The organism is Propioniciclava sp. (assembly GCF_036744435.1).
Taxonomy (GTDB): Bacteria; Actinomycetota; Actinomycetes; order Propionibacteriales; family Propionibacteriaceae; genus Propioniciclava.
In genome coordinates this window covers 1-26,352 of the sequence record NZ_DAIOIA010000027.1, presented here as the reverse complement: position 1 = coordinate 26,352, position 26,352 = coordinate 1, and the positions used below count along the sequence as shown (strand labels likewise).

Here is a 26,352-nt window from a genome sequence, read left to right as displayed (position 1 = left end):
GTGCTTCCGCCGCGCCAACCCCCGTATCCGCCCGGACGCGGTGGGCGTCCGGAGACGCCGTTCCGGCGTGGCTTCGGGTTGGGAGCAGGTGCTGGACTCGGCGTCGGCCTGGCCATCATCGCGGCCAGCCTGGTCGCCAGCATCGTCGGCGGGCTGGTTCTGATGGCCTTCGCGGCCACGGGGGCAACGCTGGCGGCCGGGAGCCGCCCCGAGGCGGAGACCTTGTCGACGGTGTGGGGCAAGGACACCGCGACGAGCCGGCTGCGGGCGATCCCCGTGACCGGCACGATCCAGACGTCGGGCGGCGACGGTCTCGGCCTCACCGAGGGCACGTTCGGCTATGAGGTTGCCGATGTGCTGGACTCGCTGACCGCCGACGATGCGGGCGGCGTCGTCTTGCTGATGAACACGCCCGGGGGATCGATCTCGGGCTCGCGTGCCATGTCGGACGCCGTGGATCGCTATCGGCAGCGGACCGGACACAAGGTGTTCGCGTTCGTGGAGGAGATGTCCGCCTCTGGTGGCATGTACACGATGGCGGGGGCCGATGAGATCGTCGTCGACCACGGCGCGACGGTCGGCAGCATCGGCGTCGTGATGGGGCCGCTGGAGCGCTACCACAATGTGACCGCCGCGGGCAGCGTCCTGGGGGGCGTTGTCGCCGCCGAGCGCATCGACAGCGAGTACATCAGCGCGGGTGCAGGCAAGACCGCCGGTGATCCCTACCGTGACCTGACCGAGGCCGAGCGTGCGGAGCTGCAGAACATCGCGGACACGTTCTATGCGGACTTCGTCGACTTCGTGTCGACCAAGCGTGGCATCGACAAGGCCGTGATCGTCGACCAGTTGGGTGCCGGACTGTTCGCCCCCGCCGACGCCCAGCGCTACGGCCTGATCGACGCGCAGATGGGCCGCGACGAGGCGATGCGACACTTCGCGCAGGCCGCGGGCCTGGATCCGGACAACACCCGGCTGGTCCAGTCGGCCGGGTCGTCGCTGCTGAGCCAGTTGTTCGGGGCGCAGGCGCGCCCCTGGGGTGTCTCCCCGGCCGCGCAGCCGTCCGGTGGCCAGCCCGCCCGGGCGTCCGCGTCGATCTGCGCGGATGTCACCAAGCCCGTCGCGCTGCACGGAGGCCTCACCGCCTTCTGTGGCTGAGCGCTCCCTCGGCCGGCGTCCCCTCAGGGGCGCCGGCCGTCGCGTCCGTCGAGGACTGAGGCTGCGTCCGTCGAGGACTGAGGCTGCGTCCGTCGAGGACTGAGGTTCCGCGTGTCGAGGACTGAGGTTCCGTCCGTTGACGACTGACGCGGCGCGCGATCAACCCCGTCCTCCCGTGCAGGCTGAGTCCAACCAGACGAATCAGTGTGGCCCGGACGCGCTCGCCTCGACCCGTGGTTCCAGCCGGCTCAGTGCGCGACGAAACCCAGCAGAGCCGAGGCGAGGCAGGCCGCCCCGAGCACCAGCGCGGGTGCGTAGGGCTCCTGGCGCCGCACGTGGGTGGCGACGGCACCCGCCATCGTCGCAGCGAGGCACAATGCCGCGATCGGGGTCAGAATCGGCGCGATCGAGATCAGCCGCGGCACGATGAGGCCCACGGCGCCCAGCACCTCAGCGGCACCGATCACCCGCACGGTGGCGGGCTTGTACTCCTCGACCCAGGTCATTCCCCGGGCACGCAGTGCCTCGGCCGGGGTCACGATCTTCACGGCTCCCGCAGCGACGAACACCACGGCGAGCAGTCCGTTGATGACCCACATGGCGATGATCACGACTGCTACCTCCAGGTCGGGTTACACCGCGTCGCGGGCGGCCTCGATGGCGTACAGGGCGATGGCCGCCGCCACGGACGCGTTCAGGCTCTCCACGGCGGAACTGATCGGGATGGACGCCAGCACATCGCAGTTGTCGCGCACCAGCCGAGCCAGCCCATCGCCCTCCGAACCGACCACCAGCAGCACCGGTCCTTCGACGCCGGGGATCTCCGCGATCGGGGTCGTCCCCTCTCCGGCCAGTCCGACGACGACGAACCCAGCGTCCGCGTACTCCTTGATCACACGGTTGAGGTTGGTCGCCAGCGCAATCGGGACGCGTGCGGCCGCCCCGGCGGACGTCTTCCAGGACGCCGCCGTCATGTGCGCGGAACGACGCTCGGGCAGGATGATGCCCGCGGCACCGAACGCTGCCGCTGAGCGGATGATGGCACCCAGGTTGCGCGGGTCGGTGATCGAGTCGCAGGCCACCACGAGGGGGGCGGCCTGGTCGAGGGCGGCGTCGAGTACGTCGCCGGGGTGTGCGTACTCGAACTCCGGCAACTGCAGGGCGACCCCCTGGTGCACGGCTCCTGAGGTCATCCGGTCGAGTTCCGAGCGGGACGCCTGCAAGAGCGTCTGCCCCTGCTCGGCGGCGAGCCGGAGGATGTCGCTGATGCGGGAGTCGCGCTCGGCGCCCTCCATCAGGTAGCCGCGCCGCACGGGCAGGCCCGCTTGGAGGGCCTCCAGGACGGCGTTGCGGCCGATGACCCACTCCGCGCCCGGAGCTTTGCGCTGCTCGGTGCGGACCCGCTGCTCCCCGGGTGGGGTGCGGCGTCCTCGCGGCTTGTTCGTCGAGATGGGGGACTCCTCAGGACGCCGACTGCGATACGCCTTGTGGTAGGGACGATCCTCGGCCTTCGGGGTGGGGCCGCGGCCTTCGAGGCCGCGCTTGACGCGGCCTCCCGACCCGGCGGTCATCCCGGCGTTCCCGATGCCCTTGCCGCGCTTGCGGACGGCACCCTTGCGTTGACTGTTTCCGGCCATGATCAGGCCTTCCCGAGGCTCCAACGAGCCCCATCTTTGGTGTCCTCGATGGTCAGGCCGGCGTCCTTGAGCGCGTCCCGGATGGCGTCGGCCGAGGCCCAGTCCTTGCGGGCGCGCGCCTGCTCGCGCTGGCTGAGCACCGTCGCGACGAGGCGGTCGACGACGGGGGTGAGATCGTCGGTCGCGCTCTCGGACGCCCACTCGGGGGCGGCCGGGTCGAGTCCGAGGACGCCGAGCATGGCTGTCACGGACGCCAGCGCGGCGCCGACGGCCACCGTGTCGCCCCGGTCGAGGGCCTGGTTGCCCTCGCGCACGGTGTTGAACAGCACGGCGAGGGCTTGGGGTGTGCCGAGGTCGTCGTCCATGGCTGCGGCGAACTCCGCCGGGACGTCGCCGAGCGGTTCGTCCCCCGCGACCTCGGTGGCCGACACTTTGGCGGCGGCGCGCACGAGGAAGGAGTCGACACGGTCGAGTTGCGCCGCCGACTCGGCCAGCGACTCATCCGACAACTCGACGGAGGAGCGGTAGTGCGGGCCGGCCAGGTAGAGCCGGATCGCGCGTCCGCCGTACTGGGCGACGGCATCGAGCACGTCGGCGGTGTTGCCCAGCGACTTGCTCATCTTCTCCCCGGCCTGGGTGACCCACGCATTGTGCACCCAGAAGTTCGCGAACGGACGCCCGGCAGCCCGCGATTGGGCGAGTTCGTTCTCGTGGTGGGGGAAGCGCAGGTCCAGCCCGCCGCCGTGGATGTCGAAGCTGGGCCCCAGGTATTTGCCCGCCATGGCGGAGCACTCGATGTGCCAGCCGGGGCGGCCCTTGCCCCAGGGCGAATCCCAGGACGCGGTGGCGGGCTCGCCCGGCTTGGTGCCCTTCCACAGCGCGAAGTCACGCGGGTCGCGCTTACCGCGCTCGTCGACCCCTTCGCCGGTGACCATCTCGTCGGCCTTCTGGCCGGACAGTTCGCCGTAGGAGGGCCAGCTCGCGACGTCGAAGTAGACGTCCCCCGTGCCGTCGGCGGCTGCGTAGGCGTGTTCCTTGGCGATCAGGATCTCGATGAGCTCGATCATCTCGGGGATGTGCGCGGTGGCGTGTGGCTCGTAGGTGGGGGCCTTGATCCCGAGCGCACGGTAGGCCTGGTGGAAGACCTGCTCGACGCGATAGCCCAGCGCGTACCAGGGCTCGCCGGACTCTTCGGCCAGGATGAGGATCTTGTCGTCGATGTCGGTGATGTTGGAGATCAGCGTGACCTCGTAGCCGGTGTGTTCCAGCCAACGGCGCAGGACGTCGAAGTTGACCTCCTTGCGGACGTGCCCCAGGTGGGGTGCCTTCTGCACGGTCGGGCCGCAGGCATAGATCGACACGTGCCCCTCCACGAGCGGGACGAAGTCACGCTTGGTGCGGCTGGCGGTGTCATACAGGCGAAGGCTCACCCGGGCATCCTATCGAGACCGGCCAGGCGGCACGGGAAAGGCCCGCTCAGCTCCTGGCGCGGCGCCGCAGGGCGTCGATGTCGAGGTGGTCGGGAAGGACCTCCGTCCCCGGCGCGTAGGCTTCGGCCTCCCACGGGTCGACGGGCATGTCCTCCTCGTCCACGAATCCCTGGGACGGGTCGAGTGGGTTGACCAGTTGGCGCGTCTCGCCGAGGGGGCTGATCATCTCCGACGAGATCACCTCGTCGGGCAGTGCGGAGAGCACATCGCGGATGTAACCCTGGACCGCCTCGGTGAGCGGCACCTCGCGGCGCTCGCGCTGGGACTGGTACCAGCGGTAGTCCAGCACCTCGTGGAAGATCTGCGCCGGTTCGCGTTTGCCTGCCAGGTCGGGGGGGATCGCGGTAACGACCGGCTGGAACGCGTTCATCAGCCACTGGTGGGCGGCGACGGACTCCTCCACATGGCTGAGGCTGTGCTGCACCCGGTAGGTGTCCAGGTCGTTGAGCAGGCGGCGGGCCTGGTTCTCCTCGGTGTCGAGGCCGGTCAGCCGCAGCAGTCGGCGGCTGTGATGCCCGGCGTCCACCACCTTGGGCTGGATCCGGATGGTCTCTCCTGTGGGGGAGGTCTGGATGTCGAGTTCGGCGACGTCGAAGCCAAGGTTGTTGAGCCGACGCACCCGCGACTCGATGCGGGACAACTCGCTGCCGGCGAACTCCTCGACGCCGGTGAGTTCCTGCCACAGATCGTGGTAGCGGGTCTCGATCTGCTTGACCAGGGCCAGCGGATCGAGTTGCTCGTCCAGCAGTCGGCCTTCGCGCAGGTCGGAGAACTCGCCGAACAGGTTGACCACGGCGATGTCGAGGTCGTGGAGGCGCTGGCCGTCGGACAGGGTGTCGTGCAGTTCGCCGGTCTCCGCGTCGACCAGGTAGGCGGCGAACTCGCCGGCATCGCGGCGGAACAGGATGTTCGACAGCGAGACGTCGCCCCACAGGAACCCGGTCAGGTGGAGCCTGGCGAGCAGGACCACCATGGCGTCGATGAGTCGGGAGACGGTTTCGCGTCGCACGCCGGTGGAGAACAGCGACCGGTAGGGCAGCGAGAACTGCAGGTGCCGGGTCAGCAGGATCGAGTCCAGGGGGGAGCCGTGGGCGTCCACCCGGCCGGAGACGACGCCGGACGGTTCGACGGCGGGGGCCCGCAGGCGGTTGAGGTCGGTGAGCATCCGGTACTCGTGCATCGCCGAGCCTTCGAGGACCTCCTTGGCGGCGAACACCTCCGAGCCGACCTGAATGAACCGGACGACGTGACGGGAGATGCCGCGGGGGAGCGCCACGAGGACGTCGGTGGGCCACTGCTCGAGAGGGAGGTGCCACGGAAGCGGGATCAGGCGGGCATCGGGCTGAGCCGCAAGGAAGCGAGGCACGGCCCCATTCAACCATCTACCTGGGCGCTTCAGGGGCGGACGCGCAGAGCATGGCAACCGATGGGCATCCTGGTTGCAGCGGAACGGCCCCGCCGCGACGAGCGCGAGCGGGGCCGTGAGCCGAGCGGACGGGTCAGTCGCTGATCCGCTTGCTGGACGCGTTGGAGAACACGTGCAGCGAATCGGGGGTCGGGCGGAGCCGGACCGTCTGGTTCGGTGCGAGCGGGTGGCGCGACTGCAGCCGGGCCACGATCTGCGGGGCGTTGAGCTTCTCCTCGTCCGACAGCCCGGCGCGGGTGCCGTACAGGTAGGAGTCGGCGCCGAGTTCTTCGACGACCGCGACGTCGACGGCGATGCCGTCGTTGCCCTCGGCCGGGATGAAGGTTTCGGGACGGATGCCCAAGGTCAGGTCGCTCTCACCGCTGGCCTTCGCCAGGATCTCGCGCGCCACCGGAACGACGTAGTCGCCGATCTGGACGCCGCCCTCGACGATCTTGCCCGAGAGGAGGTTCATGGCCGGGGAGCCGATGAAGCCTGCGACGAACAGGTTGTCGGGACGGTCGTACAGCGCCAGCGGGGAATCCACCTGCTGCAGGATGCCGTCCTTCATGACCGCGACGCGGTCGCCCATCGTCATGGCCTCGATCTGGTCGTGGGTCACGTACACGGTGGTGACGCCGAGACGGGACTGCAGCGCGGCGATCTGGGTACGGGTGGAGACGCGGAGCTTGGCGTCCAGGTTGGACAGCGGCTCGTCCATCAGGAAGACCTGCGGCTGGCGGACGATGGCACGGCCCATGGCGACGCGCTGACGCTGACCACCCGAGAGGGCCTTGGGCTTGCGGGACAGGAAGTCCTCCAGGCCGAGCAGCTTGGCTGCCTCCAAGACGCGCTTCTCGCGCTCTTCCTTCGGCACGTTCTGCATCTTCAGCGCGAAGCCCATGTTGTCCGCGACGGTCATGTGCGGGTATAGGGCGTAGTTCTGGAACACCATCGCGATGTCGCGATCCTTCGGGGGAAGGTCAGTGACGTCACGGTCGCCGATGGTGATGGATCCTGCGTTGACCTCTTCGAGGCCGGCGAGCATGCGCAGGGAGGTTGACTTGCCACAGCCGGAGGGGCCGACGAGGACCATGAACTCGCCATCGCCGATCTCGAGGTTGAGCTTGTCGACTGCGGGGTGATCCGCCCCCGGGTACACACGGGTGGCGTCCTTGAATGCAACAGCGGCCATGGCCGCACTCCTTTCCACGGGCAGGTACGTGCCCGACGATCCTTGGTGGAACCGACCGCATCCTCACGGTCAAGCGCCATCTAAGCACGTCCGGTGACCCTGCGGCGACTTCGGAGAAGACGTCGTCGGCGGCGAGTTCGGGGACGTCTTTGGTCGGGCCAATCGTTCTCGCGCTCCGGGTATTCTGCGCCCGTGACCGAACAGCCCGACCGCACCCCGCCGGACGCCGTGCCCGCCGGTGAGGCCGCGGAGGCGGAGTGGTGGCAGGCCGAGGGTATGCCCTGGAAACACAAGCCCGAACGCGCCGACATCCTCTGTCTCAGCGCGATCAGCGTCGCCGCCATCTACGGGTTGGTGATGTTGCCGCTGCGTCCGGTGATGCTGGGGCTGGCGCCGCACCTGCTGGGCTCGCTCGGCTATCGGACCGGTCTGGTGCTCGTGGGGGCGCTGGCGGCGGTCGGGGACCAGTGGTGGCCCCTCGTGCTGGTGCTCGGCGCCCTGATGAGCATGAAGTTCGACTGGATCTACTGGTGGGCGGGACGCCTGTGGGGGCGCTCCATCCTGGACGTGTGGGTGCACGGCAAGTCGCCGCGGACGCAGCGTCGCTACGAACGCGCCTGGGGGTGGGCCCGGCGCTACGAGACGTTGGCCATCTTTGTCACGTTCCTCCCGATCCCGATCCCGGCGGCGGTCGTCTACGCCGCCCTGGGGGCGGCCGGGACCAGCCTGCGCAAGTTCCTCTCCGTCGGCTTTGCCAGCGCCCTGCTGACCTCCGGCGCCTATCTGGCGTTGGGGTTCTGGATCGGCGAGCCCGCCGTGGCGGCCGTGGACGCCTACGGCAAGTACCTGTGGTACCTGTCGATCGCGATCCTCGTCGGCATGCTGGCGGTGTACTTCTACCGAGAGCGCCAGCGCGCCGCCGCGGAGAAGGCGGGTACTGCGTCGCCCGTCGAGGACTGAACCGGACGCCTTTGCTAGCGTCCCGGCATGGCCTTGGATCAGTTGTTCCCGCCGCTGGGATTGACGCTCACGCTCGGCTCGTTGTCGTTGCGGCTGCTTCGCGATGCCGACCTGGACGCCTACGTCGAACTCATCACCGCGGACGTCTTCGTCGATCCGGATGCCGATCACGCCTTCGCCTGGTGGCGTGAAGTGCGCGACGTCGGCCCGCTGTCCTCCCTCCAGCACCAGTGGCGAGCCCGGGCCTCGGTGTCCCCGCAGGCCTGGGAACTAGTGCTGGGCGTGTTCGACAGCGGCAGACTCGTCGGCATGCAGGACCTGAGGGCCGTCGACTTCGGGACGCGCCACACCGTCGATTCGGGGTCGTTCGTCCGCCTCGATCAGGCAGGGCGAGGCGTCGGGACCTTGATGCGGCAGGCCGCTGTCGCCTTCGCGTTCGACCACCTGGGCGCGGTGCGGGCCGAGACGTCGGCCATCGAGGGGAACGCGGCGTCGTTGCGGGTCTCGGAGAAGGTGGGGTACCGGCCCAACGGGACCCGCCTCCTGGCCGAGGGCGGGCGGGCGCTGCTCGCTCACGACATGGTGGTGACACCGGCGTCCTTCGTGCGGGCCGACGAGCCCCTGCGGGTCGACGGGGTGACTCCCGCGCTGCTCGCCCTGCTCGGAGCCGGCGGCTCAGGCGCGGGCCAGGAGGGCGACCAAGAAGCCTGAACCGGGGGCGTACGGACGCAGATCCCAGGTGCCGAAGGCGTCCTGGACGACGAGGCCGGACGCCGCCGCGTCGGCGAAGAAGTCGTCGAAGGCGTAGCCGCGGCCCGCTCCGAAGCCGACGACGGCGCGGCCCTCGGGGGCCAGCCAGGAGGCGAACGATGCCAGCACGGGGCGGCGCGTGTCCGGATGCAGGAAGCCCATCACGTTGCCCGCGCACAGGATCACGTCGAACGGCTGCGGGACGTCGGCGGGCAACTCGATGTCGGCGAGGTCTCCCACCAGGTAGCGAGGGCCGGGGAAGTCCTGCTCTGCGGCGTCGATCAGCACCGGATCCAGGTCGACGCCGACGACGGTGTGGCCACGCTCGTGCAGGTAGCCGGCGTGGCGACCCGGACCACATCCGGCGTCCAGGATGGTCGCACCCCGCGCGGCCAGGGCATCGACCAGGCGTGCTTCGCCGACCAGGTCGGCGCCGGCTGCGGCCATGTCGCGGAACCGTTGCACGTACCAGGCCGAATGGTTGGGGTTGGCGGCGGTCGCGTCCGCCCACTTGCTGCGCGGAGTGCCGGCGATGCGCCGCGCCGCGCCGAGCGGGTTGATCGGGCCGAGCTTCGAGGGATCCACGAGCCTCCGACAGGATTCGAACCCGCGACCGTCCGCTTACAAGGCGGGTGCTCTACCAACTGAGCTACGGAGGCTTGGCCCGCAGGCCGCCCCCATTGTGCCGTATCCGCCTCGGCGGCGCCGCAGCCCCGGCGCCCGGCCGATCGGACCCGCCGCCTGGGGGTACCCCATCGGCGTCTCGACGGGAGTAGCGTCCCCGAGGTGGACTGGATCGTTCTGCTGGGCTCCGGTGTGCTGGAGGCAGTCTGGGCCACCGCGCTGGGCGCGTCGACGGGGCTACGGCGCCCCCTCCCGACGCTCGTGTTCGCGGTCGCCCTCCTGGCGAGCCTGTACGGGCTCTCCATCGCCATGATGACCATCCCCGTGGGGACGGCCTACGCCGTGTGGACCGCGACGGGCGCGCTACTCACCGTCGTGTGGGGTGTGATGCGCGGCACGGAACCGGTCACGCTGCGTCGCGTCGGGCTGCTGCTCGGCATCGTGGTGTGCGTCGTCGGCCTGAAGCTGGTGAGCTGACGTGGCCTGGATCGTGCTCGTCGTGGCGGGTCTGCTGGAGGCGGTGTGGGCGACGGCGCTGTCGGAGTCTGCCGGGCTCACCCGGCCGGTTCCCACGGTCGTGTTCGCGGTCGCGACCGTGCTGAGTGTCGTTGGCCTCGGGTGGGCGATGCGTCATATCCCGACCGGTACCGCCTACGCGGTGTGGGCCGGTATCGGGGCGGTCGTGACGGTGGTCTACGCGGCCGCGACCGGGGCCGAGCACCTCACCGCGCTCAGGGCACTGTTCCTGGTCGGCATCATCGGGTGCGTGGTCGGGTTGAAGAAGACCTCCGACGATGAACGCGACGCGGCGATGCAGGACGAGGACGACGAGGAGCCGATGGGGCTCGACTGAGGGCTGGTCCTAGCCAACCGGCAACAGCCCCCGCTCCCCGAACACCTTCTTCGCCACGAAGGTGGCGTTGAGGGCGCGCGGGAACCCGCAGTAGACGGCCGCATGGAGCATCGCCTCGACGATCTCGTGGGGACTCAGCCCGACGTTCAGGCTGGCGTGCACATGGACCTCCAGTTGCGGCTCGCACCCGCCCAGCGCCGTCAGCATGCCCAGGGTGACGAGTTGCCGGTCGCGGGGCTCGAGGCCGGGCCGGGAGTAGATGTCGCCGAACCCCCAGGCCACGATCTGATGGCCGAGTTCGGGGGAGACGTCGGCGAGGGAGTCGATGACGTGGGCTCCGGCCGTCCCGTCGATGGCGTCCAGCACCTGGGCGCCGCGCTCGAAGCGTTCCTGGCGGGTCTGGGGATCAGTCATGGTGTTCTCCGCTTCTCTGAGGGTCGGCGAGGGTGCGCCGATAGGTCGCGATCTTGGACGTGAGTGCCTGCTCGTGAGAGCTCAGCCGGGCGATCTGCTCGCGCAGTTCGGCCTGATGGGCTTCCAGGAGGAGCAGCCGGGCGATCTGCTCGCGCAGTTCGGCCTGATGGGCTTCCAGGAGGAGCAGCCGGGCCTGTGTGGTGGCGGCCCCCTCAGCGCGGAGGCCGGCGTATCGGCGCATCTGGGCGATCGGCATGCCCGTCTCGCGCAGCCGCAGCAGGAACTCCACCCAGGCGATGTCGGCCCCGCTGTAGCGGCGGTGCCGTCCGGCGTTGCGCGCGACGGGCCGGATCAGCCCGGCCCGCTCGTAGTAGCGCAGGGTGTGCGCCGACACCCCGGTTGCGGCGCTCATCTGCGCGACAGTCAGCTGCTCCTCGTGTTCACCCACACCCCGAGGCTAGAAGTGTGAGCGCACTCACAGTCAAGGCCGCTGATCGTGGCTGGCTGGGCAGTTCAGTGGGCGGACGCGGCCCTGCGAGGGATCAGGTGCATCACCACGACGACTAGCGCGCCCACGGCCAGGCCGATCAGGAATGAGAAGAACGTGTTCGTCAGCCAGCTGAGGAAGCCGCCGAACATGCCGGTGGCGTGGCCGATGACCTCTTCGAGGTGATGCACGAACGTGTAGGGGGCGTGCCAGCCCAGTTCGTCGACCCCGACGAGGAGGATGTGCCCGCCGACCCACAGCATCGCGATCATGCCCACGTTGGACAGCACGGCAAGGACGGTGGGCATCGCCTTGACCAGTCCCTCGCCGAAGCGCGCCCGGAGGCCGTCGCCGCGGGCGAGCGTCAATCCGATGTCGTCCATCTTCACGATGAGGGCGACGACGCCGTACACGCCGACCGTGATCAGCAGGCCCACGACGACGAGGATCGCCGCCCGCCAGCCCAGTGGCTCATGGGTGACCTCGTTCAGGGCGATCACCATGATCTCGGCCGATAAGATGAAGTCGGTGCGGATCGCGCCCGCCGTCATCACCTTCTCGTGGTCGGTGCCCGCGGCGGCGACCGGGTCGGTCTTCGCGGCTGGGACGTGGCCTGACACCTTCTCCCACAGCTTCTCCGCCCCTTCATAGCTCAGGTACAACCCGCCCACCATGAGCAGTGGGGTGAGCAGCCATGGCAGGAACTCACTGAGCAGAAGGATCGCGGGCAGGATGAAGACCAGCTTGTTGCGCAGTGAGCCCAGGGCGATGTTCTTGATCATCGGCAGTTCGCGTGCGGGACTGAAGCCGGTGACGTAGCGGGGGGTCACGGCCGCGTCGTCGATGACGACGCCCGCCGCCTTCGCGCTGGCCCGGCCGGCGGCTGCGGCGACGTCGTCGACCGACGCCGCAGCGACCTTGGCCATGGCGGCGATGTCATCCAACAGCGCTGCAAGACCACCACTCATCGCATCGATCCTCACGTTGAAACCACAGGGGCTGGGCGTAGCTTACAAACCCCGGGCCGGGGCGATGACGGTCCGCCCCGGGCGGAGGTGGCCGGGCACAGGCACTCCGGCCGACCGATCAGACTCCTGAGGTGGGTGCTCCGCGGTGTTCTCCGGCGGCGTCGCTCAGGACAGCCCGGGGGAGGCCAGGAAGGCCTGCCCGTCGCCCACGGCGCACACTCCGGCGTCGTCGGCGGGCAGGAACGCGGAGTCGCCTTGGCGCAGGTCCAGGGACGCGTCGGCGCAGCGCAGGGTCACCGCACCTCGGGTCACCAGCACGATCCGCGCCTCGGCGCGGGCGGGCAGCGCGACCTCCAGGGTGGGGGAGACCTCCAGTCGGTTCACCTCGAACTCGACCGCGGGCGTCGGGTAGGTCCACAGGCCGGGTGAGGTCTCCTGCGGCGTCCGGATCGTCGGGCGGCCCCACGCGAAGTCGACCACCGTCACGAGTTCATCGACGGCGATGTGTTTGGACGTGAGGCCGCCGCGCAGCACGTTGTCGCTGCTGGCCATGACCTCGATGCCGGTGCCGCGCAGGTGGGCGTGCATCCGCCCTGCAGGCACGTAGAGCGCCTGACCGGGCTGCAGCACGACCCGGTTCATCAGCAGCGCGGCCATGATGCCCGGGTCGCCGGGGAACACGTCGTCCAGCTCGAGGGCCGTCCGCGCGAACTCGCCCAGGTCGTCGGTGTCATCTCGGTGGGTGACCGCTGAGGAGAGGACGGCGTCGATCGCCCCGCGGTGCTCCGAGTCCAGCGACAGCACCTGCAAGAACACCTCCTGCAGGGCGGCCTCCCCGCCGCGGGAGCGCAGCGGGGCGATGAGCCGTTCGACCTCGGGGCCCGCCGACAGCGCACCGAAGAGCCGGGCCGTTTCGGCGGGCTCGCGGAATCCGGCCAGGGTGTGGAACTCGTCCAAGGCGACGAGGATCTCAGGCTTGGGCCAGGTGTCCTTGTAGGTGCGCTGCGGAGCCTCCCGCGGAATCCCTGCGGCTTCCTCGGCGGCGAACCCGGCCAGGGCCTGCTCCCGGTTGGGGTGCGCCTGCAGCGACAGCGCGTGACGTGCCGACAGCACCTTCATCAGGAAGGGCAGGTGCGGCCCGAAGGCGGCCAGGCTCTGGTCGCCCAGCAGCGCGGGACGCTGGGCGATGGCCGCGTCCAAGGTGGTGCCAGGGAGGGCGGAGGGTGCCAGCGGATGGGCGCCGAGCCAGAACTCGGCCAGCGGGCGGCCGTCGGGCTCGGTGCCCAGCAAGGAGTGGATCGCCTCGAAAGTGCCCCAGGGGTAATGGATCATCGTTCCCTGTAGCTGGTCCATCGGGAGCGCCTCCAAGCGTCGGTCAACGTCATTGTGTCCCCACCATTAGACCCGGCCCCTTACGGGTGGGCAACCCCGTCGACCCCAGGGCGAATGACACGGGTGTGATTCCCGCGTAAACTTGAGGCATGTCCGACGCCAACCCGATGATCGAGCCCTCCGGCCTCAGCGAAGTCGATGCCGAGCTGCTCGATTTCGAGTCTTCCTGGTGGGCGGCCACCGACAACAAGGACGCCGCGATCCTGGAGCGCTTCGGGCTCTCCTCCCCGCGGTACTACCAGCGACTCAACGCCCTGATCGACCGGCCTGAGGCGCTCGCGCACGCGCCCATGCTGGTGAAGCGGCTTCGGCGCCAGCGTCAGCGTCGCCAGGAGCAGCGCTCCGCCCGCCACCTGGGCGTCCACTCCGTCGTCTGATCCGTCAGGTACCCGCCGGAGACCAGCCCGGCGTGTCGTTCGAAGACGTTGCGGGTCGCGGGATCCCCGGCTCGCATCAGCGACCACGACGCGGCCAGCAGGTAGGCGGGCAGGAACCACGGCCCCAGGACGGCGTATTGCACCGCGTGGCGATGCTCGTGGGCCACGACGTCGGGGAGCCGGGCCGTCAGGTGCGGGACGTCGCTGCGAGTGAGGATCACGTCGCCCACCGTGAAGGCCCCCGCGTCCGGGAACCGGTGCCGGTAGCCCTCCGCGAAGATCAGGCCGCGCGGACCGTGCCGCAGTCGGGCGCCTCCACCCAGTGCGACGGCCAGGCCCACGATGGTGCTCAGGTTGAGCAGGTTCGCGGCGCGGCGCAGACGGTCCCCAGGCTCCATCAGATCAGCCTCTCGGGCGCCGCGGTCCACGTCAATCGTGGCGCGTGAGCGAGGGCCGAAGGGTCACGAAATCGCCCCCCGATCGTTTGCACTCGGCCAGGGCGAGTGCTAAACATGGTGTTAGCACTCTCGGGTCGAGAGTGCCATACGTTCGGCCCGGTGAGGCCTGCCGATCAGGCCGTCCGTCGCGGGCACCGTCCGGACGTTCATAGCTGACATCCGAAAGGGTTGCCGCAGTGGCAAAGCTGATTGAATTCAACGTTGACGCGCGCCGCGGCCTCGAGCGGGGGATGAACATCCTCGCCGACGCGGTCAAGGTGACGCTGGGCCCGAAGGGCCGCAACGTCGTCCTGGAGAAGAAGTGGGGCGCCCCCACCATTACGAACGATGGCGTGTCCATCGCCAAGGACATCGAACTCGATGATCCGTTCGAGAAGATCGGCGCCGAGCTGGTCAAGGAAGTCGCCAAGAAGACCGACGACGTCGCTGGCGACGGCACCACCACCGCCACCGTGATCGCGCAGGCGATGGTCCGTGAGGGCCTCCGCAACGTGACGGCCGGCGCGAACCCCATCGAGCTCAAGCGCGGCATCGACAAGGCCGTCAAGGTCATCATCGCCGAACTGGCCAAGAACTCCACCCCGGTCGACACCAAGGAGCAGATCGCGGCCACCGCGTCCATCTCCGCGGCCGACTCCACCGTCGGTGACATCATCGCCGAGGCGATGGACAAGGTCGGCAAGGAAGGTGTGATCACCGTCGAGGAGAGCAACACCTTCGGGCTCGATCTGGAGCTCACCGAGGGGATGCGCTTCGACAAGGGCTACATCTCCCCGTACTTCGTCACCGATCCCGAGCGCATGGAGGCCGTCCTGGAGGACGCCTACGTGCTCATCGTGAACAGCAAGGTCAGCAACCTCAAGGACCTGCTGCCCGTGCTGGAGAAGGTCATGCAGAGCGGCAAGCCGCTGCTGGTCATCGCCGAGGACGTCGACGGCGAGGCCCTGGCTGGCCTCATCGTCAACAAGATCCGTGGCACGTTCAAGTCGGTCGCCGTCAAGGCCCCCGGCTTCGGCGATCGCCGCAAGGCGATGCTGGGCGACATCGGCATCCTGACCGGCGGTCAGGTCATCTCCGAAGAGGTGGGCCTCAAGCTCGACCAGGTCACCCTCGAAATGCTGGGCCGCGCGCGTTCCGTGCTCGTCACCAAGGACGAGACCACGATCGTCGACGGCGCCGGCGATGCCGAGCAGATCAAGGGTCGCGTGGCCCAGATCCGCCGCGAGATCGAGAACTCCGACTCGGACTACGACCGCGAGAAGCTCCAGGAGCGCCTCGCCAAGCTGGCCGGCGGCGTGGCCGTCATCAAGGTCGGCGCGGCCACCGAGGTCGAGCTCAAGGAGCGCAAGCACCGCATCGAGGACGCCGTGCGCAACGCGAAGGCGGCCGTCGAGGAGGGCATCGTCCCCGGCGGCGGCGTCGCGCTGATCCAGGCGGCGGCCGCGGCCAAGGGCAACCTCGAGGGGCTGTCCGAGGACGAGTCCATCGGCGCGCAGATCGTCTTCACCGCGGCTTCGGCCCCGCTGAAGCAGATCGCGGTGAACGCCGGCCTTGAGGGTGGCGTCGTGGCCGAAAAGGTCGCGGGTCTGCCCGCGGGCCAGGGCCTCAACGCGGCCACTGGCGAGTACGTCGACATGCTGGCGGCGGGGATTCCCGACCCGGCGAAGGTCACGCGTTCCGCGCTGCAGAACGCCGCGTCCATCGCGGGCCTGTTCCTCACCACGGAGGCCGTTATCGCCGACAAGCCGGAGAAGACTCCGGCTGCTCCGGCCGGTGGCGACGAGGGCATGGGCGGCATGGGCTTCTGAGCCCGACGCTCGTCGACTCCCGCGGGGCGTCCCACTTCGGTGGGGCGCCCCGCGTCCGTCGTGGGGCAGGACGCGGATGCGGACTCTCAGCGTGGCGTGGCCCGGACGGTGGCACGGTCAGGGAAGATGACGCCATGAGCGCGATCCTGGAGATCCGCGTCCTGTCCGCGCAGGACGCGTCCCGCGCTGAGGCGGGCGGGGCGGATCGGCTCGAGGTCGTGGGTGCCCTCGATGACGGAGCGCGTTCGCCCGAGCCGCGGCTGGTGGCCGAGATTCGCTCCCGCACGGCCCTGCACCTGCGCCCGGTGGTCCGGCTGCGCTCCGGCTACTCGACCGACGGCGGCGAGGCGACGCGGCTGCGCGGGCTGATCTCCGCCTACCTGGATGCCGGCGCGGACGGCCTCGTCCTCGGATTCCTCAACGGGCTCGGCGATGTCGACTGCGACGTGCTGGCGGCGCTGCTGGACGGCTTCTCCTGTCCGTGGACGTTCTCCCGGGCCTTCGACGCTGCCCTGGACGTTCCCGCCGCCTGGCGCGCCGTTCGCGGGCTGCGGGGGCTCGACGGTGTGAGGACCGCTGGGTCGGCGCGCGATCTCGACCGCGGCCTCGACGATCTGCTGGCCATGCTGCGTGCCGATCCCGATGCTGCGCGGCTGGTCGTCGCCGATGGCGACCTGGTGGCCGACCAGGTTCCCTGGCTTGCCCGGGCGGGCGTGCGGCAGTACCACCTGGAGGATCAGGTCAGGCCCGGAGGGTCGCCACGGGCTTACGTGGATGAGGGGCTGGTGCGCTCGTGGCGGCTCCTGCTCGACGCCCAGACTCGGCGTCGCGTCCCCTAACCCGCCGGGGTGGGCGACGTGGGGCCCGGCTCGATGTGGACCACGGTGGTCGTGCCGGGGAGGGCCTTCTCGATGACTTGTTCGATCTCGTCGGCGAGCTGGTGGCTGCGTGCCACCGACCAGTCTCCGGGCACCACGACGGTCGTCTGGACGAACCGCTGACGGCCAGATTCGCGGGTCAGCACCTGCGTGACGTCGACGTGGGTGCCGGTGATCGAATGGAGTGCCTCATGGATGATGGCGACCTCCTCATCGGGCAGCGCGGCGTCCAGTAGCCCGACCACGGAACGGCGGATCAGCTTCCCGCCGGTCCACAAGATGTTGATGCCCACCAGCAGGGCGATGAGCGGGTCGATCCACTGCCAGCCAGTGAGGAACAGCAGCACGATGCCGGCGATGACGCCGATCGTCGTCCACACGTCGGTCATGAGGTGCTTGCCGTCGGCCTCCAGCGTGATGGAGCGGTATTGGCGGCCCTTGCGGATCAGCACCAGCCCGACGACCAGGTTGATGACGGTGGCGAGGCTTGCCAGGACGAGGCCCCAGCCGATCTCCTCCACGGGCTCGGGGACGACGAAGCGGCGGATCGCGGTGATGATGATGCTCGCCGCAGCCACGAAGATGAGCGCCCCCTCGACGAGGCTCGACATGTACTCGGCCTTGCCGTGCCCGAAGTCGTGGTTGTGATCGGCGGGCTTACCCGAGACGGCGAGCGCCCACAGCGCGACGAACGCTGCCACCAGGTTGACCGTCGACTCCAAGGCGTCGGACAGCAGGCCGACCGAGCCGGTCATCAACGCTGCCGTGCCCTTGATGGCGACGGTCAAGACGGCGGCGACGATGGAGATCAGGATGAACTTCATCAGGAAGCGCGTTGAGACGGGGGCGTCCGGCCGTGCCGTTTCCATGAGGGGTTCCTTCCGAGCGAAAAACGGGGCCAGTCTACGAATCGATCGACACGGTGGACTCCTCGATCCAGCCGACGTCTCCGGGCCAGCGGGAGGGATCGTCGGCCGTCGAGACCAGGGTGTCGAGCTGGGCGGGCCAGATCGGCTCGGGGACGTCGGCCAAGGCGTCCAGGGGAAGCCACGCATGCCCGGCGAGAGTGACCTGCTCGTCGGCTGTCTGCCCGGACGTGTCCAGGTCGAACCGGGGGACGCGCAGTAGGTAGAACGACTCGGTCTGCTCGCAGATCTGGTCGGAGTAGCCGTGCGCGGCGACGCGTCGCATCACGGGCCCGACCAGGTCGTCGGCCTCGGCGTGCAGGCCGGTTTCCTCGGTGAGTTCCCGCAGGGCGGTGTCGATCTCGGTCTCGCCGGGATCCATGCCTCCGCCCGGGGTCACCCACCAGCGGGAACCGGGGACGCCGGGGTCGGTGTCGGCGAACATCAGCACGGCGCTGCCGTCGGTCACGACCACGCGGACGCCACGGCGGGTCTTGCGGGGACGATCGGCGGGGGCGATGGGGGTGAACGTGCGCGACCGGAACGGCTCACCGGTCACGGCGTCTCCTCGGGAGGTTCGCCGTTGCGCAGCGCCTGACCCACGATCAGCGGGGTCCAGATCAGGAGCGCGAAGTTGGCCAGGCGTGCCCACGGCTGGGCGTACTCGGGGACGGCGAACAGGTCGAAGGTGCCGGTGGTTGCGAGGGTGTCGAACAGGGTCAGGCCGAGCACCAGGCACGCGATCACCAAGAAGGTCTTCTGCACGGTGGCGCGACGGTAGCGGATGCGCGTCGCGAGCCCCCAGGCCACCAGGAACAGGGGAGCTGACAGCGGCGGGATGAGTCCCCCCAGGACGAGAGCGATCAGGACGCCGGGCGTGGTCGCCTTGGCCATCTGCGGCAGCGTCACCTGGGAGTGTGGCCGCTGCTGCGCCTGCCAGGGGGCCGGGCCGCCCCCGGGCTGCCCGGGAGCGCCGGGCTGCTGCGGGGCGGAGGGCAGCGGCGCGTAGGGGCCCCGGGGATCGGGCACGGCCGGGACCGGAGCCTGCGGACCTGCGGCCGGGGCCGGAGTCTGCGACGCAGGGACCGGGGACGGGCCCGGTGACGGTGGGGGCCAGGACGTCACGGGCTCGGGGGGAGGCCAGGAACTGGCGGGGGCCAGGCGTGGGGGAGTGGCTGCGGCTGACATCGGGAAGGGATCCTCCGGGCGGCGCGGCGCGGCCACGGGATCGTCGGCCCCGCCCAGGGGGGCGCTCGCGACGGCGAAGGCGGCGTGTGGGTCGCGGACCTGCGGCGGCGGCGGGATGAGCTGGCCCAGCGCGGGGGCCGCGGGCTGCTGGTAGGCCGGCGGCGGCGTGCTGGGGCCCGACAGCGCCGGGGCGCTGGGCGCAGCAGCAGGTGGCCCGCTCAGGGGGGCGGCGTCGGGCGCCACGAAACCGCCGGGCCGGGCGTGCGGCGCGTACTCGGGCCCATCGGTCCAATCGGCCACGTCATCCACCTCCTAGGATCGCGTCCTCACCCTACCTGCAGCGGCCGACGGGACTCTGCTACGGCTTGTGCGTTCGGGTACGCTAGAGCGGTCTATCCAATGACTGTTTCAGGAGTGTGTGACATGCCTTCGGGGCGCGTGCGATTCTTCGACGCCGACAAGGGGTTCGGCTTCATCGCCAAGGACGACGGCGGCGACGAGGTGTACGTCCATGCTTCTGCGCTGCCCGAAGACGTGGCGACGCTGAAAAAGGGGCAGCGGGTCGAGTTCGGCCTGATCGACGGCCGCCGCGGCGAGCAGGCCATCTCACTGCGGCTGCTCGAGAACCCGGTCTCCTTGTCGAAGGCGACCCGCAAGCCGCCCGAGCAGATGGCGGTCATCGTCGAAGACCTGATCAAGATGCTGGACGTGCTGGGCGGCAGCTATCGCCGACACCGGCACCCGGACGCCAAGCAGGCGTCCAACACCGCGCACGTGCTCCGCGCCGTCGCCGACGAATTGGAGTTGTGAGTGGCGCTCAAGGCACCTGAACTGGACCTGGCCTGCGCCGAGGCCGTCGACGTGGCGCGAGACGCCGCGATCGCGCGCGCCGACATGGCGGGCGTGGGGGAGCATCTCGGCGTCCGCGTCGAGGGCACCCGTGTCGCCACGCATTACTTCGCCGTGGAGCACCCGGGCTACCCGGGCTGGCGCTGGGCTGTGACCGTCGTCCGCGCCGCCCGCGCGAAGGTGGTGACCGTTTCCGAGGTGGTGATGCTGCCCGGGGACGGGTCGCTGCTGGCTCCCGCCTGGGTGCCGTGGGCCGAGCGCATCGAGGCCGGTGACATCACGCCCGGCGTCCTGCTGCCGACCGCTGACAACGATCCGCGCGTCGAGGCGGGGTTCACCGGAGGGGACACCGCCCGCGACGCCGACCCGGCCGAATGGCAGGCCACCCGCGCGGTGATCGCCGAACTGGGCTTGGGACGCGAACGCGTCCTCAGCGCGTACGGCCGTGACGAGGCTGCGGAGCGTTGGATCGCCGGGGATGGCGGCCCGAGCAACGCCATGACGAAGCAGGCCCCCGGTCAGTGCGTCGACTGCGCCTACTGGGTCCGGCTGTCGGGTTCGCTGGGGCGCACCTTCGGGGCCTGCGCCAACGAGTTTTCCCCCAGCGACGCCCAGGTCGTCTCCGTCGACCACGGCTGCGGAGCGCACTCCGACGTCGTCGAGGCCCAGCGTGGCGTCGATCTTCCTCGGCCCGTGTGGGACACGATCTCCGTCGACGACCTGCTCTTCGACTGACGCCGCGACGCCGGATCCGAGGGCTGGCGCACGGTCCCTCGGCACAGCCGTGTGACGGTCGTGTCACGATCCGCGACCGCGAGACAACGGGGAACGCCCCTGACGCTGCCCCTAGGATTCCCGCCATGTCCTCCAGCACTTCGGCGCCCGTCGGCGCGCCACAAACCGGCCTCGACGGCTGGTTCGGAATCACCAAGCGCGGGTCGAGCGTCGGGCAGGAGGTGCGTGGTGGCCTCGTGACCTTCTTCACGATGGCCTACATCATCGCCCTCAACCCGCTCATCATCGGCACCACGCCAGACAAGGCAGGCAACCTCATCAGCGGCCTGCCCGCGACGGATGCCAACATCCCGATCACGATCGCGATGGTCGCGGCCGCCACCTCTCTGGTCGCGGGCGTCATGACGATCGTCATGGGTGTCGTCGGCCGGTTCCCGCTCGGCCTGGCCACCGGCCTGGGCCTCAACGCGATGCTCGCCTACGTCATCGCCCCCCAGGTGACCTGGCCCCAAGCGATGGGCCTGGTCGTGTGGGAGGGCATCATCATCTTGATCCTGGTGCTGACCGGGTTCCGGGAGGCGGTCTTCCGCGCGGTGCCGCGCCCGCTGCGCACCGGCATCGCCGTCGGCATCGGCCTGTTCATCACGCTCGTGGGGCTCGCCGACGCAGGCATCGTGCGCACCGGCGACGGGACGCCGCTGCAGTTGGGCATCGGGGGCTCGCTGCTGGGCTGGCCGATGGCCATCTTCGTGATCGGCCTCTTCCTGCTGGTCATGCTCTACATCCGACGGGTGCGCGGCGCCATGCTGATCGCGATCGTGGGCATGACCGTCGTCGCGCTCATCGTCGAAGCCGTCCTCCACATCCCCGCCAAGAGCGACGACTTCCCGGCAGGCTGGGCGCTCAACGTGCCCGAGGTGGGGGCAGGCGGCCTGTTCAGCCTTCCCGATCTGTCGCTGCTGGGCCGGGTCGACATGCTGGGCGCGTTCTCCGGCAGTGCCACGGCCACCATCGCCATGGTGATGACGGTGTTCGCGCTGCTGCTGGCCGACTTCTTCGACACCATGGGCACCATCGTCGCCGTGGGCGCCGAGGGCGACCTGCTCGGCCCGGACGGCAACCCGGAACGCACGCGTGAGATCTTCGTGGTCGACTCGCTGGCCGCGATCACGGGCGGCCTGGGGTCGGTCTCCTCCAACACCTCCTACATCGAGTCGGCGGCGGGCGTCGGCGAAGGGGCCCGCACCGGTCTGGCCTCGGTCGTCACCGGTCTGGCCTTCCTCGTGAGCCTGTTCCTCGCCCCGCTGGTGAAACTCGTCCCGTCCGAGGCGGCCGCCCCGGCGCTGGTCTTCGTCGGGTTCCTGATGCTCAGCCAGGTCATCCACGTCGACTGGAGCGACCCCGAGGAAGGCTTCCCCGCCTTCATCACGATGGTGGCCATGCCGTTCACCTACTCGATCACCACGGGCATCGGTGCCGGCTTCCTGTTCTGGGTGGCCATCAAGACGGCCCGAGGCAAGCTCAAGGACATCCATCCGCTGATGTGGGTGATCGCGGCCGCGTTCGTCATCTACTTCGGCCAGGGTGCGATCAACGCACTGCTCGCCTGATCCGCCGCCCAACCGGGTCGGCCCTGCGGGGTCGGCCCGGTTGGGCGTACCCGGGGTCAGTCGCGGTAGACGGCCACCAGGTCGGGGCGCGGACGGCCGGCTCGTTCTGCCTGTTCGGTCCACGTGGGGAACCCTTGGAGCCAGTCGGCGATGGGCCGGGCCAACTCCTGATGCTCGGGGGCAAGGGCGGGAAGCGCGGCCCGCCAATGAGAACTCATCGCGATCGCCTGGGCGCCTCGCGCGTAGCCGATCGTCTGACCGGGAAGGGGCTTCAGCGGCAGGCCAATCGCTCGCCGGAACACGCTGCGCAGACCGAGGTCGGCGGGCACCCCCTGGGCGGCCAGGTCGAAATCGAAGCTGTCCAGCAGACCGCGATCCACGGACACCTCGAGATGGCTCCAGCAGTGCTCGGCCAGCCAGGCCCCGACGAGCGCCCAGGCGGCGGACAACCGCTCGGGTGGCACATCGCGGCCGTGAGCGACGGCCTCGACCTCGCTGCCCGTCGGCACCCCCGGATAGACGACCGGGGCATCGACACCCCGCCGGGAGAAGGGGCCGAGCTTGCTCAGCAAGCCCCCGCGTGGGGGCGGCGTCGGCCACACCCGCTGGGTGACCTCCCGTAGTTCGGCGATCGTTGCATCGCTGCCACTGAAGACCTCGCGGACGTCGTCGATACCCGTCGCTATGAGGCTCACGTTGCCCATGCCGGGAGCTTACCGAAGCGGTGCCCGGGTGGCTCTGTGGCTCCCCGGATACACTGGCCCGTGTGAGACTGAGGGCCCAGAACCGGATCGTGACCGGCGCGCTCGTCGTGCTGCTGCTTCTCGTGGTGGCCGGGGCCCTGCTGACGGCCCCGCCGGTGCGAGCCGACGAGACGTTCCGGCTGGCGTCCTCGTCGCAGCCCGTCGGCATGGCCACCGACCACGCTCGCGGCCGGTACTGGGTGCTCGACAAGTCCAGCGGACGCCTCACCCTCACCGCCATCAAGCCCGACGGCACCGTCGAGGGCACCATGAACTCGCGTGACACCCTCACGAGCGCGCAAGCATTGGCCTTCGACTCGGGGGAGGCCTACGTCGGCGACATCGGCGGCCGTCGCACCCAGGTGACCATCTACCAGGTCACTGAGCCCTGGCCGGGCACCGAGATCCTCAAGGCCATCGCCTATCCGCTCACCTACCCCGACGGCAGCCACGACGCCGCGGCGATTCTGGTGGACGGGTCCCATCGCATCTCGGTGGTCACCAAGGGCACCAACGCAGGCATCTACCAGGCGGTCGCCGAGCCGACCCGCGACACCCCGAGCGCTCTGACGCGCGTCGCCGACGCCCCCGACGGCGTCACCGACGCGGTGGTGCTACAGGACGGCCGGCTGGTGCTGCGGACCGCCACCACGCTTTACACCCTGGACGCCTCGAGCTACGCGACCCTGGGTCAGGCCGACATCGGCGTCACCGAGCGCGGCCAAGCGATCACCCAGGCCATCGACACCGCTCAGGTGCTCACCGCCGCGGGCCCCTCCGGCGCCGTCACGGGCACCGCGATCCCCGGCCCCGCCCCGGCGACGCCGCAGAACCCCGCGACCCGGACGGCGAACCCGCAGACGCAGACGACGACCGACCCCGCGGAGAACCGCACCTTCGCCCAGACGGGCACGACCGCTTCGGTCGCGATCGGCGCCGGGCTGGCGGCCATCGCCGGTCTCGTGGTGGTGCTGCGCCGCCGCTGAGGGTGTTCGCCGAGCCGCGCGTGCCGGGCGGGACCGCCCCCACCGCGCCGGTCCACGGACCTCAGGCGACGGTGTGCTCCAGCACCCAGTCGATGCACGCCGTGAGCGCCTCCACGTCGGACGGTTCGACCGCCGGGAACATCCCGACCCGGAGTTGGTTGCGGCCGAGCTTGCGGTAGGGCTCCACGTCCACGATCTTGTTGGCGCGCAGCGTCGCGGCGAGCGCGGCGGCGTCCACCTCCGGCGCGAAGTCGATCGTCCCGACGACGGGCGACCGGTACGGCTCCACGACGAACGGGGCGGCGAGCGGGTGCGCGTCCGCCCAGCCGTACAGGTGCGACGACGACGCCTGGGTGCGGCGGTCGGCGTAGGCCAGGCCACCGGAGGTGAGCAGCCAGTCGAGCTGCTCGGCCATGAGGAACAGGGTCGCCAGCGCGGGGGTGTTCAGGGTCTGGTCGGCCCGGCTGTTGTCGAGGGCCAGTTGCAGGTTGAGCGAGTCGGGCACCCAGCGCGTCCCCGCGAGGCGCCCCACGCGCTCGATGGCGGCCGGCGACAACAGGGCGAACCACAGCCCGCCATCGGACGAGAACCCCTTCTGGGGGGCGAAGTAGTAGGCGTCGACCTCGGCAAGGTCGACCGGCAGCGCCCCCGCCGCGCTGGTGGCGTCGATGAGCGTCAGCGCTGACGGGTCGGCCTTCTCGATGCGGTGCACGGGGGCGGTGGCGCCGGTGGAGGTCTCATTGTGCGCCCACGCGTACGCGTCGGCGTCGGCTGGCTGCGGGAGCGTCACCGTGCCTGGCTCGACCCGGGTGACGGCCGGTTCGGACAGCCACGGCGTCCGCGTGATGGCGGCCGCGAACTTGTGAGTGAACTCGCCGAACACGCTCAGCGATGCCCGCTGCTCGATGAGGCAGAAGCTCGCCACGTCCCAGAACTGCGTCGAACCCCCGTTGCCGAGGACGACCTCGTAGCCGTCGGGTAGGTCGTAAAGGCTCGCCAGCCCGGCCCGGATCCGGGCCACGACGTCGCGCACGGGGGCCTGACGGTGAGAGGTTCCCATCCAGGTCGCGCCGCGGGTGGCCAGCGCGGTGAGCGCGGCGGGCCGCACCTTGGAGGGGCCGCAGCCGAAGCGGCCGTCGACGGGGAGCAGATCGGTGGGAATCGTGAGGGACACGCCCGCATTCTCCCATCGTCGGCTCTGCGTCGGCGGCGCCGCCCACGACGGCTAGGGTAGGTGCCGTACGGCGTGGCTACGAGCGGGAGGGAATCGGCGTGAGTGACCTCATCGATACGACGGAGATGTATCTGCGTACGGTCTACGACCTCGAGGAAGAGGGCGTGACGCCGTTGCGCGCGCGCATCGCCGAGCGGCTCGGGCAAAGTGGCCCGACCGTCAGCCAGACGGTGCAGCGCATGGAACGCGATGGGCTGCTGCACGTCGCCGACGACCGCCACATTCAGCTCACCGAAGCCGGCCGGGCCAAGGCGACGAGCGTGATCCGCAAGCATCGGCTCGCCGAGGTGCTGCTCACGCAGGTGATCGGGCTGCCGTTGGACCTCGTCCACGATGAGGCGTGCCGGTGGGAGCACGTCATCTCCGACGAGGTCGCGTCACGACTCGACGTCATCCTCGACAATCCGAGCCTGTCCCCCTACGGCAACCCGATCCCGGCGGCGGGCGTCCTGGGGCCACAACTGCCCTCCGAGCCGGTCGTGGGGCCGCTCGCGCAGGTCTTGCCGGATCAGGGTCCGCTCACGGTGCGCGTCGCCCGGCTCACCGAGGCCGTCCAGGCCATGCCGGCCATGCTGACCGTGCTGGACGATTTGGGGGTGCGTCCGGGGGCCGACGTGGTGGCGGAGAGCGTCGCCGGAGAGCTCAAGCTCACGATCGGTGATCGCGAGGCGTTCGTGTCCCCCGAGGTGGCTCACCACCTGTTCGTGACGAAGGTGTCCGCAAGCTAGGCACGGCGCACGCCATGAAGCGCGGCTTCGACTGGGCGGCCTACCTGGACCGCGTCCATCAGGACCGACCAGGCCTGACCGAGGACGTGATGCGACGCTTGCGTGCCGGGGGTGCGACTCCCTACCGCTGGCTGGCCCGGGCGGTGTCGCCCCGGGCCACCGAGGTCCTCGATGTGGCCTGCGGGGCTGGCGCCATGGCGCTCGAACTCGCGTCCCCGCAACGACGCGTGATCGGCGTCGACGTGTCCGTGGCTCAACTGGAATGGGCGTCGGGACGCGCACCGGGGCCCTTCGTGTGCGCCGACGGCCGCAGGCTGCCGCTGCCCGATGCGAGCGTGGACGCCGTGGTGAGCGTCTTCGGGCCGGTCGTCATCCAGCCCGCGGCCGCCTTGTTCGCGGAGGTGGCGCGCGTCCTGCGGCCCGGGGGAGTGTTCGCGTTCATCGCCCCCACGATCCTGGTCGCGCGTCCGGGCGAGCTGGCTCGTTCGCTGCAGTTGGTGGCCCGGCTGCGGTCGAGGCCACG

General features: G+C 70.1%; 30 protein-coding genes and 1 tRNA gene. 14 read left to right on the top strand and 17 right to left on the bottom strand.

The window, feature by feature from the left end; all coding sequences use genetic code 11:
- Positions 1 to 1,155: S49 family peptidase (locus V7E09_RS05445; protein WP_324523124.1), on the top strand; the 1,155-nt coding region annotated here is incomplete at its 5' end.
- A gap of 248 nt (positions 1,156 to 1,403) precedes the next feature.
- Here V7E09_RS05445 and V7E09_RS05440 read toward each other — a convergent pair.
- The 5 genes from V7E09_RS05440 to V7E09_RS05420 all read right to left on the bottom strand — a co-directional run bounded on the left by V7E09_RS05440 (position 1,404) and on the right by V7E09_RS05420 (position 6,882).
- Positions 1,404 to 1,766, bottom strand: a complete 363-nt coding sequence (locus V7E09_RS05440) for a DoxX family protein (protein ID WP_324510435.1) — start codon at positions 1,764 to 1,766, stop codon at positions 1,404 to 1,406.
- A 21-nt stretch (positions 1,767 to 1,787) separates the two neighbouring features.
- Complete coding sequence (rlmB, locus tag V7E09_RS05435; protein WP_324510434.1) at positions 1,788 to 2,792, bottom strand: 23S rRNA (guanosine(2251)-2'-O)-methyltransferase RlmB; 1,005 nt, start codon at positions 2,790 to 2,792, stop codon at positions 1,788 to 1,790.
- A gap of 2 nt (positions 2,793 to 2,794) precedes the next feature.
- Positions 2,795 to 4,222, bottom strand: coding sequence for a cysteine--tRNA ligase (cysS, locus tag V7E09_RS05430; RefSeq protein ID WP_324510433.1), 1,428 nt, complete (start codon positions 4,220 to 4,222; stop codon positions 2,795 to 2,797).
- Between the two features lie 46 nt (positions 4,223 to 4,268).
- Positions 4,269 to 5,648 (bottom strand): DUF4032 domain-containing protein, encoded by a 1,380-nt coding sequence (locus V7E09_RS05425; protein ID WP_324510432.1) that lies wholly within the window; start codon positions 5,646 to 5,648, stop codon positions 4,269 to 4,271.
- A gap of 133 nt (positions 5,649 to 5,781) precedes the next feature.
- Positions 5,782 to 6,882, bottom strand: coding sequence for an ABC transporter ATP-binding protein (locus V7E09_RS05420; RefSeq protein ID WP_324510431.1), 1,101 nt, complete (start codon positions 6,880 to 6,882; stop codon positions 5,782 to 5,784).
- A 192-nt stretch (positions 6,883 to 7,074) separates the two neighbouring features.
- On the opposite strand from V7E09_RS05420, the gene V7E09_RS05415 reads away from it, so the two are divergent.
- Positions 7,075 to 7,842: a DedA family protein gene (locus V7E09_RS05415; RefSeq protein WP_324510430.1), complete on the top strand. Its 768-nt coding sequence runs from the start codon at positions 7,075 to 7,077 to the stop codon at positions 7,840 to 7,842.
- A 27-nt stretch (positions 7,843 to 7,869) separates the two neighbouring features.
- Positions 7,870 to 8,553 (top strand): GNAT family N-acetyltransferase, encoded by a 684-nt coding sequence (locus V7E09_RS05410; RefSeq protein ID WP_324523123.1) that lies wholly within the window; start codon positions 7,870 to 7,872, stop codon positions 8,551 to 8,553.
- On the opposite strand, the gene V7E09_RS05405 is transcribed toward V7E09_RS05410, so the two are convergent.
- Both V7E09_RS05405 and V7E09_RS05400 read right to left on the bottom strand, forming a co-directional pair.
- On the bottom strand, positions 8,518 to 9,177 hold the full coding sequence (locus tag V7E09_RS05405; protein WP_324523122.1) for a class I SAM-dependent methyltransferase: 660 nt from the start codon (positions 9,175 to 9,177) through the stop codon (positions 8,518 to 8,520). The genes V7E09_RS05410 and V7E09_RS05405 overlap by 36 nt on opposite strands.
- Before the next feature lies 1 nt (position 9,178).
- A tRNA-Thr gene (locus V7E09_RS05400) sits at positions 9,179 to 9,251 on the bottom strand.
- Between the two features lie 127 nt (positions 9,252 to 9,378).
- Between V7E09_RS05400 and V7E09_RS05395 the strand changes: the two genes are divergently transcribed.
- Entirely contained in the window at positions 9,379 to 9,693 is a 315-nt protein-coding gene (locus tag V7E09_RS05395; RefSeq protein ID WP_324510427.1) for a DMT family transporter, read from the top strand.
- 1 nt (position 9,694) lies between these two features.
- Positions 9,695 to 10,069, top strand: coding sequence for a DMT family transporter (locus tag V7E09_RS05390; RefSeq protein ID WP_324510426.1), 375 nt, complete (start codon positions 9,695 to 9,697; stop codon positions 10,067 to 10,069).
- Between the two features lie 9 nt (positions 10,070 to 10,078).
- Here the strand turns inward: V7E09_RS05390 and V7E09_RS05385 are convergent, their stop codons facing one another.
- From V7E09_RS05385 to manA, 4 genes are all read right to left on the bottom strand, one after another.
- Positions 10,079 to 10,483, bottom strand: a complete 405-nt coding sequence (locus tag V7E09_RS05385; protein WP_324510425.1) for a carboxymuconolactone decarboxylase family protein — start codon at positions 10,481 to 10,483, stop codon at positions 10,079 to 10,081.
- Positions 10,476 to 10,931: a MerR family transcriptional regulator gene (locus V7E09_RS05380; protein WP_324510424.1), complete on the bottom strand. Its 456-nt coding sequence runs from the start codon at positions 10,929 to 10,931 to the stop codon at positions 10,476 to 10,478. Before V7E09_RS05380 ends, V7E09_RS05385 begins: the two co-directional genes overlap by 8 nt.
- A 65-nt stretch (positions 10,932 to 10,996) precedes the next feature.
- Positions 10,997 to 11,938 (bottom strand): DUF808 domain-containing protein, encoded by a 942-nt coding sequence (locus tag V7E09_RS05375; RefSeq protein ID WP_324510423.1) that lies wholly within the window; start codon positions 11,936 to 11,938, stop codon positions 10,997 to 10,999.
- A 165-nt stretch (positions 11,939 to 12,103) separates the two neighbouring features.
- The gene (gene manA / locus V7E09_RS05370; protein WP_324510422.1) at positions 12,104 to 13,291 is read right to left on the bottom strand and encodes a mannose-6-phosphate isomerase, class I; all 1,188 of its coding nucleotides are present in this window, start codon (positions 13,289 to 13,291) and stop codon (positions 12,104 to 12,106) included.
- 128 nt (positions 13,292 to 13,419) lie between these two features.
- Between manA and V7E09_RS05365 the strand changes: the two genes are divergently transcribed.
- Complete coding sequence (locus V7E09_RS05365) at positions 13,420 to 13,707, top strand: DUF3263 domain-containing protein (RefSeq protein ID WP_324510421.1); 288 nt, start codon at positions 13,420 to 13,422, stop codon at positions 13,705 to 13,707.
- Here V7E09_RS05365 and V7E09_RS05360 read toward each other — a convergent pair.
- Positions 13,650 to 14,105 (bottom strand): hypothetical protein, encoded by a 456-nt coding sequence (locus V7E09_RS05360; protein ID WP_324510420.1) that lies wholly within the window; start codon positions 14,103 to 14,105, stop codon positions 13,650 to 13,652. The genes V7E09_RS05365 and V7E09_RS05360 overlap by 58 nt on opposite strands.
- A 236-nt stretch (positions 14,106 to 14,341) precedes the next feature.
- Between V7E09_RS05360 and groL the strand changes: the two genes are divergently transcribed.
- Complete coding sequence (gene groL, locus V7E09_RS05355) at positions 14,342 to 15,973, top strand: chaperonin GroEL (protein WP_324510419.1); 1,632 nt, start codon at positions 14,342 to 14,344, stop codon at positions 15,971 to 15,973.
- 134 nt (positions 15,974 to 16,107) lie between these two features.
- A complete protein-coding gene (locus V7E09_RS05350) occupies positions 16,108 to 16,812 on the top strand; it encodes a copper homeostasis protein CutC (protein ID WP_324523121.1) in 705 nt (234 codons plus the stop codon).
- Here the strand turns inward: V7E09_RS05350 and V7E09_RS05345 are convergent.
- Genes V7E09_RS05345 through V7E09_RS05335 form a run of 3 tightly spaced genes read right to left on the bottom strand, consistent with a single transcriptional unit; the run spans position 16,809 to position 19,244 of the window.
- On the bottom strand, positions 16,809 to 17,720 hold the full coding sequence (locus tag V7E09_RS05345) for a cation diffusion facilitator family transporter (RefSeq protein WP_324510417.1): 912 nt from the start codon (positions 17,718 to 17,720) through the stop codon (positions 16,809 to 16,811). The two genes, V7E09_RS05350 and V7E09_RS05345, sit on opposite strands and share 4 nt — an antisense overlap.
- A 34-nt stretch (positions 17,721 to 17,754) precedes the next feature.
- Positions 17,755 to 18,315 (bottom strand): NUDIX hydrolase, encoded by a 561-nt coding sequence (locus V7E09_RS05340; RefSeq protein WP_324510416.1) that lies wholly within the window; start codon positions 18,313 to 18,315, stop codon positions 17,755 to 17,757.
- Complete coding sequence (locus V7E09_RS05335; RefSeq protein WP_324523120.1) at positions 18,312 to 19,244, bottom strand: hypothetical protein; 933 nt, start codon at positions 19,242 to 19,244, stop codon at positions 18,312 to 18,314. Before V7E09_RS05335 ends, V7E09_RS05340 begins: the two co-directional genes overlap by 4 nt.
- Before the next feature lie 123 nt (positions 19,245 to 19,367).
- On the opposite strand from V7E09_RS05335, the gene V7E09_RS05330 reads away from it, so the two are divergent.
- The 3 genes from V7E09_RS05330 (at position 19,368) to V7E09_RS05320 (ending at position 22,138) form a co-directional block, all read left to right on the top strand.
- Positions 19,368 to 19,754 (top strand): cold-shock protein, encoded by a 387-nt coding sequence (locus V7E09_RS05330; protein WP_324512338.1) that lies wholly within the window; start codon positions 19,368 to 19,370, stop codon positions 19,752 to 19,754.
- Positions 19,755 to 20,528 (top strand): DUF3027 domain-containing protein, encoded by a 774-nt coding sequence (locus V7E09_RS05325; RefSeq protein WP_324512337.1) that lies wholly within the window; start codon positions 19,755 to 19,757, stop codon positions 20,526 to 20,528. It begins immediately after the preceding gene.
- 125 nt (positions 20,529 to 20,653) lie between these two features.
- Positions 20,654 to 22,138, top strand: a complete 1,485-nt coding sequence (locus V7E09_RS05320; protein WP_324523119.1) for an NCS2 family permease — start codon at positions 20,654 to 20,656, stop codon at positions 22,136 to 22,138.
- A gap of 56 nt (positions 22,139 to 22,194) precedes the next feature.
- On the opposite strand, the gene V7E09_RS05315 is transcribed toward V7E09_RS05320, so the two are convergent.
- Positions 22,195 to 22,842, bottom strand: a complete 648-nt coding sequence (locus V7E09_RS05315) for a DUF7691 family protein (RefSeq protein ID WP_324512335.1) — start codon at positions 22,840 to 22,842, stop codon at positions 22,195 to 22,197.
- Positions 22,843 to 22,904: 62 nt separating this feature from the next.
- On the opposite strand from V7E09_RS05315, the gene V7E09_RS05310 reads away from it, so the two are divergent.
- Positions 22,905 to 23,867, top strand: coding sequence for a hypothetical protein (locus tag V7E09_RS05310; protein ID WP_324512334.1), 963 nt, complete (start codon positions 22,905 to 22,907; stop codon positions 23,865 to 23,867).
- Between the two features lie 61 nt (positions 23,868 to 23,928).
- On the opposite strand, the gene serC is transcribed toward V7E09_RS05310, so the two are convergent.
- On the bottom strand, positions 23,929 to 25,041 hold the full coding sequence (serC, locus tag V7E09_RS05305; RefSeq protein WP_324512333.1) for a phosphoserine transaminase: 1,113 nt from the start codon (positions 25,039 to 25,041) through the stop codon (positions 23,929 to 23,931).
- A gap of 98 nt (positions 25,042 to 25,139) precedes the next feature.
- Between serC and V7E09_RS05300 the strand changes: the two genes are divergently transcribed.
- Together V7E09_RS05300 and V7E09_RS05295 are read left to right on the top strand one after the other, a co-directional pair.
- Positions 25,140 to 25,829 carry a metal-dependent transcriptional regulator gene (locus tag V7E09_RS05300; RefSeq protein WP_324512332.1) on the top strand — a complete coding sequence of 230 codons (690 nt, stop codon included), beginning with the start codon at positions 25,140 to 25,142 and terminating at the stop codon, positions 25,827 to 25,829.
- A 14-nt stretch (positions 25,830 to 25,843) separates the two neighbouring features.
- On the top strand, positions 25,844 to 26,352 hold a 509-nt coding region (locus V7E09_RS05295), incomplete at its 3' end, for a class I SAM-dependent methyltransferase (RefSeq protein WP_324523118.1).